The organism is Burkholderia sp. PAMC 28687 (genome assembly GCF_001577465.1).
Taxonomy (GTDB): domain Bacteria; phylum Pseudomonadota; class Gammaproteobacteria; order Burkholderiales; family Burkholderiaceae; genus Caballeronia.
This window is the reverse complement of record NZ_CP014506.1, coordinates 299,983-311,963: the sequence shown is the minus strand read 5'-3', so window position 1 is coordinate 311,963 and position 11,981 is coordinate 299,983. Positions and strand designations below refer to the sequence as shown.

Here is an 11,981-nt window from a genome sequence, read left to right as displayed (position 1 = left end):
CATCTTCTCGATCCCCGTTGGTTCAGTCGGTCTTTTTCCATCGAAACAGGCGGCGCTCGAGCGGCTTCAGCACCCCGGCTTCGAGTGCGAGCATCAAGACAACGAGCGTCACGGTCCATGCGAAAACCTGGTCCGTCTGCACGAGATCCGCTGCTTGCCGCAAGCGATATCCAATCCCGTTCGATGACCCGATGGTCTCTGCGACCAGCGACACGCGCCAGCCAAAACCAAACGCAAGACGCGCGCCGGCGAAGAAATGCGGCAGGATGGTCGGCAGAAAGATCTTGCGCATGATCTGCGTCTGCGACATGCGAAAGCTGCGGGCCAGTTCGACGAGGTTGCCATCCACGGTCAGCGCGCCTTGCCATACATTGGTCAGGATCAGCGGCATGGCGGTCATGAACACAACGAAGATGGTGGTCGCATTCGAGATGCCGAACCAGATGATTGCGAACACGGCCCATATCGCCGATGAAACCGTATTCACGATCGATAGCAGCGGCTCGAGAAAATGCGCGATGCGCGGATTCGATCCGAGCGCAATGCCAAGCGGTGCGCCCACGATCGCCGCCAGCAGGAATCCCCCGACGACCCGGTACAGCGTAATGCCGAGGTCATCGAAGAAAGTACCGCTTTGCACGAGCGCAACAAACGCGTGAGCGACTCTCTGCGGCCCGGGCAGCACGAATTGCGGCATGCGCAGCGACGCGAGCCACCAGGCGGCTAGCAGCAGCATGACAAGCGCAACGCGTTGCACAACAGTCGAGGCGAACGAACTCCGTGGGACAGTGGACATAGGTCAGATCAAGAGACGCAATTGGCGGATCGCTTCGGCGACGGCGGGGTCAGTCGCGCTGCGCGGACGCGGCAAGTCGACGCTGACGATCTCGCGCACGCGTCCCGGACGCGGCGCGAGCACCACTACACGGTCCGCAAGGACGATCGCTTCCTCCACGTCGTGCGTGACGAAGAGCACGGTCATGTTTTGCATCGCGTGAATGCGCAGCAATTCTTCATGCATCTGCGTGCGCATGTGCGGATCGAGCTTGGAAAACGGTTCGTCCATCAACAGGATGCGCGGACCGGTGACCAGACTGCGGGCCAATGCGACACGACTGCGCATGCCGCCCGATAGCTGATGCGGATGGGCGTCGGCAAAACCTTGCAGGCCGACGAGATCGAGCACCGCGCTCGCACGCGCGTGGCGTTCGTGCGCGGGGATGGCCGGGACCGCGGCCTCCAGCCCGAACTCAGCGTTTGCGCGTGCCGTGCGCCACGGCAACAAGCGGTCTTCCTGGAACATGTAGGAAAGCGCGTGGCGATCCCTGGTTCCTTCGGTTTCCTTACCGTCTATTCGTAAGTCGCCCGCGCCCGGCTCTATCAATCCTGCAATGATGTTGAGCAGCGTACTCTTGCCGCAACCTGACGTGCCGAGCAACGCGACGATCTCGCTCCGGGCGACATCGAAGGAAACGCCATCCAGTACTTGCAGCGAACCAAAATGCTTGCCTACGCCGCGAAGGGAAATCGCAGCGCTCATCGGCGTAACTCCGCGACCGTGTAGAGCGGCAGAGATGCGCCCGCGCTCGAGAGGCTTGCGTACACCTTCTCCATTGTCATGCTCTGGAACGTCTCGATGTGACGGCGCGCAATCGTCTCGGCGCGGCGTTCATCGCCGGCGACAAACGCGTCGATCATCGCGTTGTGATCGTGTTTGATTTCGGGCTTCGTACCCTGAACGCCAAAACCCAAGGCCACGAGACGCGACATTTCATCAAGCAGGCTTGCCAGCGTCCGATGCAGGCGTTCGTTGCCGCTTGCCGCTGCGATGGCCAGATGAAACTCGCGGTTGGCGTCGAGGAACACATCGATCTGCGCGGACAGCGCACGCTCCGGATGTGGCACGCGACACGCAGCTTCCAGGCGTCTCAGCAGTTCCACATCCACTCGGCCACATGCGAGACGCGCAGCCAGCGGCTCGAGTTGAACACGTAGCGCAAACACTTCTTCCACATCTTTCAGGGTGATCGGCGCGATGCGGTATCCCTGCCGCGGCAGCGAGCGCACGAATCCTTCATGTGCAAGGCGCACCAGGGCAATACGGCAGCTCGTCTTGCCGATCTCGTACTCACTCATCAACTGGCTCTCGGTGACCGTCGAACCAGGCATGAGCTTGCAGGAAAGCACGTCGCGGCGGATTCGTTCGTACGCGTCATCACCGCGGGCGATGGGCGTGGCGGATTCAGGCGTAGCGAGCGGAATGGATGCGCGAGTGTTGGGATTGTCGAGGATCATGACCGTCGGATGTGAGCTGCTCACAGTATCGGATTGATGCGTTCATGAAGTCATCGTAGGCGCTTGCAGCCATTTTCAAAAACAAGTTATCGAAATAAAGATGTCGAGCATGGATATATCGTGGGAAGCTCAGGAAGCTGCCAAGGTTTGCAGTGAGCGTGTAATTCGCGACGCTAATGGGTTTGTCAGACAGATCGTAGCGTTGCCAGACCCGCAACAGAGACCCGCCAAAGGGCTTTGCCAGGCTGCAAATGTTGCCCTTTTTTGCTTAAATCATTTAAGGCATTTAAGCGAGTGCTGAGCTGGCCTGCTGTTTGCATATACCTCTACAACAACATTTAAAGGAGGTCGATCATGTTCAAGTCACTCATTCCTGCAGTTGTAATTGCATCCGCGCTGGCTGCGCCGGCATTGGCATTTGCTCAGGACAACACACAAGTCACACGCTCAGCCGTAAAAAGCGATCTGCAGCAAATGGAACAGGCGGGTTACACCCCCGCCGAGGACCGCACGACATATCCTGCCAAGACGCAAGCCGCCGAGCAGCGCGTACAGGACGAGCGTGGTGTAGCAGCGACGTCTTACGGTCCGTCCATGAGCGGCACGTCAGCATCTGGCATCCGCGCGCAGACGGGCCCGTCGGACAGCAATCACACGATCTACTTCGGTCATTGAGCCGTATCAGTTGTCCGCGCGTGACAAGGGGCCGTTTGCTCTCGAGCAAACGGCCCCTTTCTCTGATACAGCCAGGACGCTATTCGGCTTCGCCGTCCGCCTCATCGAGCATGCGCATTGCAGCTTTTTCCGCATTCGACACATGCAAACGCGCCGCAGCTTCCGCCGCGCTTGCATCGCGCGCTTTCAAAGCTTTGAACAATTCATCGATTTCGCGCAGGCTGGTCGGCAAACGGTCGGGGTGCATCAGTGATGTTGCGCGCAAGAGATTCACGCGCGAATAGAGAGTCGTGAGGATTTCCTTCACGAGGCCATTGCCGCAATTGTCCAGCAGCACATCGTAGAGTTCGGTCTTCGCCTTGAGCGCGCCGGCCCGGTCCTGAGCCAGCGCCTGCACGCGCAACGCCTTGGCTTTCTCGCCAAACCGAACAATCGCGGCATCGTCCGCAATGCGCGCAAATTCCCGCGCGGCAAAACCTTCCAGCAACCCGCGAATAGCGTAAAGCTCCGTCGCTTCCTGCTTCGACATGATCGCGACAACAGGCCCTTTGTGCGGCACGCTGAGCACAAGCTTCTCCGCTTCGAGCCGTCGCAACGCCTCCCGGACTGACGTTCGACTCACGCCCAGCGTTTCGCACAACTCGCGTTCGATCAGCCGCGCGCCCGGTGCAAAACGCCCAGACACGATGGCCTGTCGAATCACGTTTTCCACCTGGTGACGCAACGTTTCCGGTCGCACCAAACCTATATCGACCGACATTATTGTCTTTCCGTCTGACAAAGTTCATCGCGCACCATACTCGATCTTCATCCCTTAAAACCGTGTAAAAAGCCAATGTTGAAACACCGTCCGAGCGAAGTAAGAAAAATCATCCCACTTCTGCCCGATATTCCAGTGACCCGGTTCACGTCAGCGTCGGCCACGAAAAGCTCGTAACCCGCCTTCGATAAACATTCGCCAAGGGGACTGCCCATCATGCGCAGTCCTATAAACCCGATACGTTGCGGGCGATTCACGTCGTCTCCATCGCTTCGCTCCTCTGCTGGTCAGGCGGTTTGACGTGATGACCGCCAGTACTCGAAACATCATTATCTAATAATGATCATTGTATGACTGTCATACAATCAGTCAAGTTGGCGTTGGTTGGGGCTGTCATTGATCGACGAGGCTTTTCTTGTGCAGTTGACTTTCTAAAGGTGCTTCTCGCGCTCTTTGGCGGATCCATGGAAGAGAAACCTTGTTGAGTTCCTTAGTTACTAATCTTCTGTTTTTGGCTGTTCGTCATTAATCGATTCACTTTCGTTTTTAAGCCATGCCATCGACCCCGAGAGGGGTTCATGGCGAGATGACCTAAATCTATCCACGCTGGCGGCAGTCTTGAAGTCGACAATTTCAAACTGGTGTCGGCGTCGGTCTAACGACCGCTTGAACACCATACCCTTTCGGCTTACCGGCGCGATTCAGTGATCGATCGTCGTCGGGAAATCCGCCCTTGGCAGCACGAGAGACACCGGCGCACGCGGCCCTGAGTGTACGTTTCATTTCGTTGAGTCGGTCGCCGATATCAGCGGTTCGAGTGCGCGCTTGCGCTTCTGCGGTTGCTTCGGTTTGCGCATCCACGGGTCGGATTACGGCATTCGGCCGATTTCGCTGGAAATCTTTAATCTGCTCGAAGGTCGCTTCTTTCAGCGTGTTCGTCCTGATCGCTGCGACGAACGATTCGGCCCACTGGCCGGTTGCAACACGCGGCGAAACTTCCCGATGGTAGTGAACCGAGATCGATTGTGCATCGCTCGAAACTACGATGAGTTTGCTTTCCTCGTTATCGATGAACGTCTTCCCGGCGGATTCACTAACGCTGAGTTCGACCTGTGCGGCGTGCTTGGCTTCGCGCGTTTTGCGTTCATCGGCCGCATGCTTTGCGCGGATCTGATGACTGAAGTCGACAGGCGAGCGCAGCAGTGCCCGCAAGTAACTTATGGGGCGCTTGGCTTGCTTCAGATGGTCCCAGGTTGCTTCAACAACATCGGAAAGCAACTTGGCGTGCGTTTTCGCTTCGCGCATCAGTTTGAAAATCAAAAATTGACGAAAACCCAAGCTCAGCAGGCGTTCGAGGTCGGCAGGGAGGCGTCCTGGTTGTCTCTTTTGATTCTTAGGGAATAGATCCTTATATATAGCTCCGTCTGCCACGCTGACACACGGGGTCTCAAACGTTGAATCCAGTACAGCGGGACGGCTATCCTGCGATTCAGCGGGCTCTTCAGCAGACTCAGTTTCAACGGACGCGGAGATGTATCCCAGGACCATTGCCGAGCGCTCGGTCAAATGAAGATAGGCTCGGCCGAACAAGCCAGCGGTGCCATAGCGTTTCTGGGGAGCGCGTTCAATCAAGCCCGCTGTCTCTAGATCGTCCAGACTCCGGTAGAACGTCCGCATTGATTGCATGGCTCGACCCGTGAGTAATTCTCGGCGAGCGAATATGGATGCGTAGGGGTCGTTGGCATCGACGGTACGCGCGAGCGCAGCCAATACGGCTCGTGCTCGTGCTGGAAGCGTCGGATAATTTGCCGCACGATGCGCTGCCCGGAACACCACCCAGGGAAGGTTTGATTGACCTGCTAGAAATTCATTCAGCGCGATTTGATCGGTACTGACGGAATCGTTGTGAAGTGGGAGAGGGCACACGACCCCCTCGCCAGCAACGGAATGTTGCGCGATAAGCATGTCACACGTCCATTTCTTGGAAAATGGAAGAGAAACGCTTGACTGCCGATCGCTATCCGCTACACTTCGAGGTGTTGGGCCTTTATCCGATTCCCGTCGGAGAAGTGCAGCAGTGGGCAAGCGACAGCGAAGCCCGGTTAAATCAAAAGCCTTCGGTTCCCGCCGAAGGCTTTTGTCTTTTGTGTCTCAGATCAGATCATCATTGCTCTCGATCGTTAAGCTAAATCCATGATTAATAAGGCTTCCCTAGTAGGGAGAACCTGAGTTCCCGCTCAGACTCTCTAGGGATTCGCCCTCGTTGTGGCTAACTCGTTGATTTCAATCAGTTCCCTAGTAGGGATCACTGCTTTCCGAGTTCTGCTTCAATAAACACTCGAATCTTTTCTGCCCATTGATCGGCTTCATCTGCGGCGCTTCCGGAAAAGGACACGCCAACAACGCCGTTGCGGGCGGAAATTTGGCAAACCTTCCTGGCACCGCGTCGAATCACCATGGGTTCATGACGATCCCGAGGGGCACGATCCGCTTTCGTTGCGGCAACTGCCTGTGCTTGCGTGAAAGTGTTGTCGCTAACTAACCGCTCGATTGCCGCTTTCACCTTGTCTTCGCGACCCTCTGCAACCGCCTTGGCCATTTGTTCCGCAGCGTTGCTACCCAGGCGCTCCGGGCACGTCGCCAGCAAATCCTTGCTTTCGCTGGGCAGGAGGTCGAACTTCATGATCCGACCGACGTGCGAATCGCTAATGCCCGCTGCTTTCGCCAGTTCCTCTTTCGTGATTCCGGTGGATTCCTGGAGCGATTTAAAGCCCCAGAATTTCTCGAAGTCCGATAGCGTGGGCGAAAGAAGGTTGGAGAAGAATGCGGCGTACTCGACCATCGAATCGTCGATGTCGAGCACGATGCCGTCGATTTCCGTTCGGCCCAGCTCACGATAAACTGCAGCGCGGTTATGCCCGGCCACGATGTCGTATTCGCCGTCCGGCCGCTCACGAACCGTGATCGGCTGGGCGAGCGGGTACGCCGTCAAGTTGGCTTTGAGCTCGGCGTATTCCGCGCTTGTCAGGCGGCGTCGACGACCTGGGATTTCATGAAGCTTTTCGAGCGGAAGCTTGCCCGGCGCGCGCTGCTCGAGCGCCCGTTTCAGTTTTTCGATTTCGGCTTGCTGGCTGTGCACGCGACCTTGCAGCCCGATCAGTTGTCCCGGCGCAGTGCGCGGAGCAAGAGGTTCTGAAGGTGTATCCATGCTGTCGTCGTCGAGACGGATGCCTGCGGCCTTTGCCTTTTGTTTCGCTGCTGTAGACATGCTTACTCCTTGTCCCAGAGGTAACAAACCTTGCTGTCGATCAAATCCACAACCTGGTCGTAGGGCACGCGAATGCGCCGTAGCGTCGCCGCGTTGCCGTCGTAATTGGGGAAGTCGTAGACAGTGGAGAAGTCGTTCGTGGTCGTGCGTGCAAGGTCCGTTTCCGGAATCTCTACCGGCAGGACGCGCTCACCGTACGTGGTGATAACCCAGTCACGCACGATCGAGGCGTTAGCCTTGTTGGGCATGCGAGTCACGAGGATGTCGATGAAATCGAACACCTTGGCTTCGTCGGCCGACTCTCCGAACTGCTTCATGCCGGAAACCATGTCGGAGAAAAGCGACCAGAACTGGACCATCGATGCAAACGAAAGCGTGTCTGGCATCACCGGAACGATCACGCCATCAGCGGCAAACAGCGCATTGATGGTGAGATAGCTCAGCGTCGGCGCAGTATCGATGATGATGTAGTCGTATTCATCCTTGAGTTCTTCCAGACCGTCATTCAATACGTTCCAAAATTTGGCGCTCGGCGACGCATGGACGCGCGCCGGCAGCATGAATTCAGCATTGAACAGGTCAGTGGAGGACGGAATGAGGTCGAGATTTTCCCAATACGTTTGCATTGGAAGGCCCTTCATGCTGAAGCTCTCGCCGCTCACATAAGCTTCGATCAAGGGCAGAATGGTCTGGTCGCCATTGATCTCAGCGTGTGGATTGATTCCATACAGCGTGGTCGCACTGCCCTGCGGGTCCATGTCTATATGCAACACGCGACGGCCGTGCCGTAACGACAGGCCCTGCGCAAGCACCATGGATGTCGTGGTCTTGGTTACACCGCCCTTGAAATTGCCAATGGCGATAACCTTGCCTTTTTTGCCCTCCGGACGTTGCCTTGGCTTGCGTTCAGCCCGCACCCATTCAATGGTCTCGGCCAACGTGAACTGCCGTGCAGCGCCCGGCTTTTCTTGCGTCCCTTGCGGAAGCTCACCTTTCTTGATCAGATAGGAGAAGCGGGCTTTATCTATACCGCACAGTTCCTGAAGCTTGCCGCTCGGAAACACCGGGGCAACCTTCCGCGGAAAAGGTTGAAGCATCTGCGTGCGAATTCGCTCGAGCATTTTCGCGGAACGGGCCGCTAAATTGACGAGATCATCCGGCGTCACCTCTATAGGCGGCGTCGAAAGGTTGATATCCATGTGTTTCTTCCCGGTGGTGCTGGTTCTACCAAAAACGTGGATTCTCCCTTAAAAGGTAGAACCGACGGTAACCGAAGACTAAGAGGTATACGGAGTAAACGCAAGTAAACTTTGCCGCACCTCGACAGCCGGAAAGGCACGCGGGCAATGGGATTGAGGGGAAAAGATGAGAAACGACTTGAGCGGAAGGGGGCATCGCAAGCCGCTTTAGATCTGCAGAATCAAGGCGAAATGAGTGATTTCCGGGGCGAACGCGGGCAAAAAAGGGCGCGATTTACCGGCTTTGATTCGCTCCAACGGCTGCGGCCCTGAGATAAAGCCGCGTGGTCGAGAGGTGCGCATGGCCAAGGCGGGCTTGAATCTCCCGGCAATCCGCGCCTCGTTCGAGCGCATGATGTGAGTGAGTATGCCGGATCCAGTGTGTACTTGGATTGCGAGACTTCGCATCTGCAGATAGGAGAGCGTGCGCCATTCCCGGCTTCGGCCCCAGAATCAGACGGCGAAAAATCTGTCCGATTCCGTCAGGCGTAAGAGCGCGTCCAGTGCGGGAGTTCGCGAGCAGCGGCGTGTCCGATGCACATTTCGCCGGATTTCCTGGCAGACCACGAGCCTGCAGGCTGGCGATCAGCAAGGCCATGACGGAATCCGGGATTGGGATCCGGCGATCCGAACGGCGTGTTCCGATGATTACCAGATGCCAACGGTCGCCGCCCGGTTCAAGTGACGTGGCCTGCGTGAGCTGGCCGGTGCTGGCGCCGGCCAGCTCCGCGCGTCGCAATCCTGTTGAGTAAGCCAGGCTCAAGGCCAAAAAATCCCGCAATTCCTGGCCTGAATACAGGACGCGCGTGCTCGCCTGGACTATGGCGCGCCACTGGCTGTGGCTTAGAGACCGTCCGGCGACGTCGATCCGCGGCCCGGTCGTAACCGGTGCGCAGCACACGAACGGATTGCTTGCCAGATAGCGTTGATTCACGAGCCATTCGCACATTGCGTGCAGAATCGCCCGAGCTGTTTCGCGGCTGCGCTCCGAAAGGCCGCCAATAAACGGGCGCCAATCAGGGTGCGTCCGCTCGATTTTCCCGCCGCCGACCCATTGGGCGGCAGGCTGTGGATCGGTCAAAAAGCTCTCGATATACTCCGCGCAATCGGGGCTATCGAGTGAAGAGAGCGCCTTCTCTTTCGTGTGAATTGCCCAGAGAAGCAGCCGTTCAGCTTCGCGCCGGTACGCTCGGACCGTGTGCACACTGCGCTGAACGCTTGTGAGCCACGCGTCGATTGCCTGCAGATCGGTGAGGAATCCGGCATCCGAGGGAGTCTGGTCAGCGCGATTAATGCCCGCCGAGCCGTCCAGTTCGTGCGGGACTTCAAGCGCTTCGAGCGGGACGATGCCGGTTACGCGAGGCCTAGCAAGCGCCGGATCATTGCCGGGCAAGCGTCGACGGGGCGTGACGGCGCGCTTTGAAAGGGTATGACGTAGCGAATCCGTGTGAAGCGAAAGCCAGTCCGTAATGCGCTGCGCCGCCTTGGGGCCGACTCGCTCGACGCCGGTATGCCAGCGATGACCCCGGCGTTCGATAAACCCCAGCAAATCAGCCAGCGTATATATATGTGCGCGTTGCAACCGGTCGGCGATCGCGGGTTCGAGCCAGCTCGATACAGGATGACTGGGCTGCGGAGCTTGCACCAGACTGCTTTCCATCCGGGCGAGCGCGTCAGCCTGCCGGCGCCGCAGCCGTGCGTTGCGCGACGCCCGCCGGTCAAGCGGGAAGTTTTCCTGCGAATACTCCGCCCGATAAAGCTCGAGCAATTCAGCTTCGCTGTGAAATCCGTGTGGATCGATGGCCTCGCGATACGCCTCGAGCGTCGGCGTGACGCTTTCGGCGATGCGTTCCGGGATGCTGCCGGGACGCAGGCGTAGAAGGTGTGTCGCCTCGACGTCCCGAGTCCGGCGCGCTGCGCTGGAGAGCGTGTCGCGCAAAAGCCCGATAAGGCGCCGCGTGACGCGAACGTCGGTGGTGGCATCGCCATAGGTAGCGTGCAATTGCTCGACCGATACGCCGTCCAGATACCCGCGATACAACGCGAAATGCTCGCGCGTGAGCCGCTTTATTGACGTACGGCTTTCGGCGTTGCGTGTGGATGGCGGGTTCGGAGCAGCCAACATGAGTTATTTATGCTTTGGTTTCAATAGCTTGAAGGGAGGCTACCAGCGTAGGGCTGGTTTGACAACAAAAAACGCCACATCTGATAAGTATCCTTCGCTACGCCGACTCGGAGAACGCAGTGTCGATGTAAGTCGCGCCGCCCATATATCTGGGCTGCGCGCATTCAAAGCTGATTACTTCGCCAGCGCCGCCGCAACGACCGAAGCCAGCGGTGTTGTCGGACGGCCGATGAGTTTGCTCAATTGGCGGCTGTCATCGAAGAGGGCGCCTTTCGCGGCGCCCGTCCCGGAGTCGGAGATCAGCGCGGCAACGGGCTCGGGCAAACCGACGCCGATCAACGCCGCCTTGTACTCGGCCTCGGACATGTCGCGATAGGCCAAGGGCTTGCCCGACTGCTTTGCTACTTCTGCCGCGAATTCGGCAAGGGTATAAGCCGTGTCGCCGGCTAATTCGTAGATGCCGCTTGATTGCGCATCGCTGGTCAGTACCACGGCAGCCGCCTCGGCATAGTCAACACGCGCCGCCGATGAAATCCGGCCATCGCCCGAATCACCGAGAATCGCGCCGTGTTCGAGCGCCGGCGCCAGGCTGCCCGTGTAGTTTTCCGTGTACCAGCCGTTACGCAGCACAGCAAACGGCACCGTCGATTCGCGCAACGCCGCTTCGGTTTCACGATGTTCGCCGGCGAGACCGAGCGGCGAAGTATCGGCGTGAAGCAAGCTGGTGTACGCGATCAGTTCGACACCGGCACGGCGCGCTGCATCAATAGCCGCACGATGCTGAGTGCCGCGCTTGCCTAGCTCATTCGATGAAATCAGCAGCAACTTTTTCACGCCGGTGAAAGCGTCGTCGAGCGTGGCGGACTCGTTGTAATCCGCGCGCCTGACCTGGACCCCGCGAGCCGCAAGATCGGCGGCCTTTTCCGTACTGCGGACTGCAGCGACGATCTGCGCTGGAGGCACGGTTTTTAGCAATGCTTCGATAACGAGACGGCCGAGTTGGCCGGTAGCTCCGGTGACAGCGATCATGAGACGACTCCTTGAATGATGGAAAGCGGAGATTGAAAGCGGCGCGGGAAACAACCGAATCCGCAAGGTATCGGATAAACTAACTTTTCGTAAGTACGTACGCCGAGGTAAGTATCAATGAATTCCAACATTGAAATGGCAGCGGACGCAGTGCCTCTGTCCGAGCTGGTTCGCCGGGGCGAGTTGCTTTCGGCGGACTGTCCGTCGCGCGAGGTGCTCAAGCATGTGACCAGCCGATGGGGCGTGCTTGTGCTCATGGTGTTGCTGGATGAACAAATGTGTCGTTTCAGCGATTTGCGCCGCAAAGTCGACGGTGTGAGCGAAAAGATGCTCGCGCAGACGTTGCAGTGGCTGGCTGCGGATGGATTTGTCGTGCGGACTTCGTACGACGTGGTGCCGCCACACGTTGACTATCGGCTGACGCCGCTCGGCAAAGAGGTCGCACGGCAAGTGAGTTCGTTGGCTGACTGGATCGAGATCAACCTCGCGCGAATCATGGGCGCGCGAGCGTCGTCCCAAGGCGCTGGCGAGTCGATATAGACACGTCTCGCACTACCTCGGCAAAATGCCTATAATGAATGAGCAAATTGC

General features: G+C 58.0%; 12 protein-coding genes. 2 read left to right on the top strand and 10 right to left on the bottom strand.

The features are described 5' to 3' along the window. Positions 1 to 22 precede the first annotated feature (22 nt). The 3 genes from AX768_RS16775 to AX768_RS16765 are packed head-to-tail and all read right to left on the bottom strand — an operon-like array spanning position 23 to position 2,319. A complete protein-coding gene (locus AX768_RS16775) occupies positions 23 to 796 on the bottom strand; it encodes an ABC transporter permease (protein WP_062001271.1) in 774 nt (257 codons plus the stop codon). A gap of 3 nt (positions 797 to 799) precedes the next feature. Continuing rightward, positions 800 to 1,540, bottom strand: coding sequence for an ABC transporter ATP-binding protein (locus AX768_RS16770; RefSeq protein ID WP_062001270.1), 741 nt, complete (start codon positions 1,538 to 1,540; stop codon positions 800 to 802). Further along, positions 1,537 to 2,319: a GntR family transcriptional regulator gene (locus AX768_RS16765; RefSeq protein ID WP_236862060.1), complete on the bottom strand. Its 783-nt coding sequence runs from the start codon at positions 2,317 to 2,319 to the stop codon at positions 1,537 to 1,539. Before AX768_RS16765 ends, AX768_RS16770 begins: the two co-directional genes overlap by 4 nt. 330 nt (positions 2,320 to 2,649) lie before the next feature. Between AX768_RS16765 and AX768_RS16760 the strand changes: the two genes are divergently transcribed. After that, on the top strand, positions 2,650 to 2,970 hold the full coding sequence (locus AX768_RS16760) for a DUF4148 domain-containing protein (RefSeq protein WP_062001269.1): 321 nt from the start codon (positions 2,650 to 2,652) through the stop codon (positions 2,968 to 2,970). A 79-nt stretch (positions 2,971 to 3,049) separates the two neighbouring features. Here the strand turns inward: AX768_RS16760 and AX768_RS16755 are convergent, their stop codons facing one another. The 7 genes from AX768_RS16755 to AX768_RS16730 all read right to left on the bottom strand — a co-directional run bounded on the left by AX768_RS16755 (position 3,050) and on the right by AX768_RS16730 (position 11,390). Beyond that, positions 3,050 to 3,730, bottom strand: a complete 681-nt coding sequence (locus tag AX768_RS16755) for a GntR family transcriptional regulator (protein ID WP_062001268.1) — start codon at positions 3,728 to 3,730, stop codon at positions 3,050 to 3,052. Positions 3,731 to 3,777: 47 nt separating this feature from the next. After that, positions 3,778 to 3,945: a hypothetical protein gene (locus tag AX768_RS34470; RefSeq protein ID WP_442857265.1), complete on the bottom strand. Its 168-nt coding sequence runs from the start codon at positions 3,943 to 3,945 to the stop codon at positions 3,778 to 3,780. A gap of 418 nt (positions 3,946 to 4,363) precedes the next feature. Beyond that, positions 4,364 to 5,695: a replication protein O gene (locus AX768_RS32045; protein WP_197672670.1), complete on the bottom strand. Its 1,332-nt coding sequence runs from the start codon at positions 5,693 to 5,695 to the stop codon at positions 4,364 to 4,366. Positions 5,696 to 6,035: 340 nt separating this feature from the next. Further along, on the bottom strand, positions 6,036 to 6,998 hold the full coding sequence (locus AX768_RS16745) for a ParB/RepB/Spo0J family partition protein (protein WP_062001266.1): 963 nt from the start codon (positions 6,996 to 6,998) through the stop codon (positions 6,036 to 6,038). Between the two features lie 2 nt (positions 6,999 to 7,000). Further along, on the bottom strand, positions 7,001 to 8,197 hold the full coding sequence (locus AX768_RS16740) for a ParA family protein (RefSeq protein WP_062001265.1): 1,197 nt from the start codon (positions 8,195 to 8,197) through the stop codon (positions 7,001 to 7,003). A 274-nt stretch (positions 8,198 to 8,471) separates the two neighbouring features. Further along, entirely contained in the window at positions 8,472 to 10,361 is a 1,890-nt protein-coding gene (locus AX768_RS16735) for a phage integrase family protein (RefSeq protein WP_062001264.1), read from the bottom strand. Between the two features lie 174 nt (positions 10,362 to 10,535). Continuing rightward, complete coding sequence (locus AX768_RS16730) at positions 10,536 to 11,390, bottom strand: SDR family oxidoreductase (protein ID WP_062001263.1); 855 nt, start codon at positions 11,388 to 11,390, stop codon at positions 10,536 to 10,538. 117 nt (positions 11,391 to 11,507) lie between these two features. Between AX768_RS16730 and AX768_RS16725 the strand changes: the two genes are divergently transcribed. Next, positions 11,508 to 11,930, top strand: coding sequence for a winged helix-turn-helix transcriptional regulator (locus tag AX768_RS16725; protein ID WP_062001262.1), 423 nt, complete (start codon positions 11,508 to 11,510; stop codon positions 11,928 to 11,930). Positions 11,931 to 11,981: the final 51 nt, after the last annotated feature.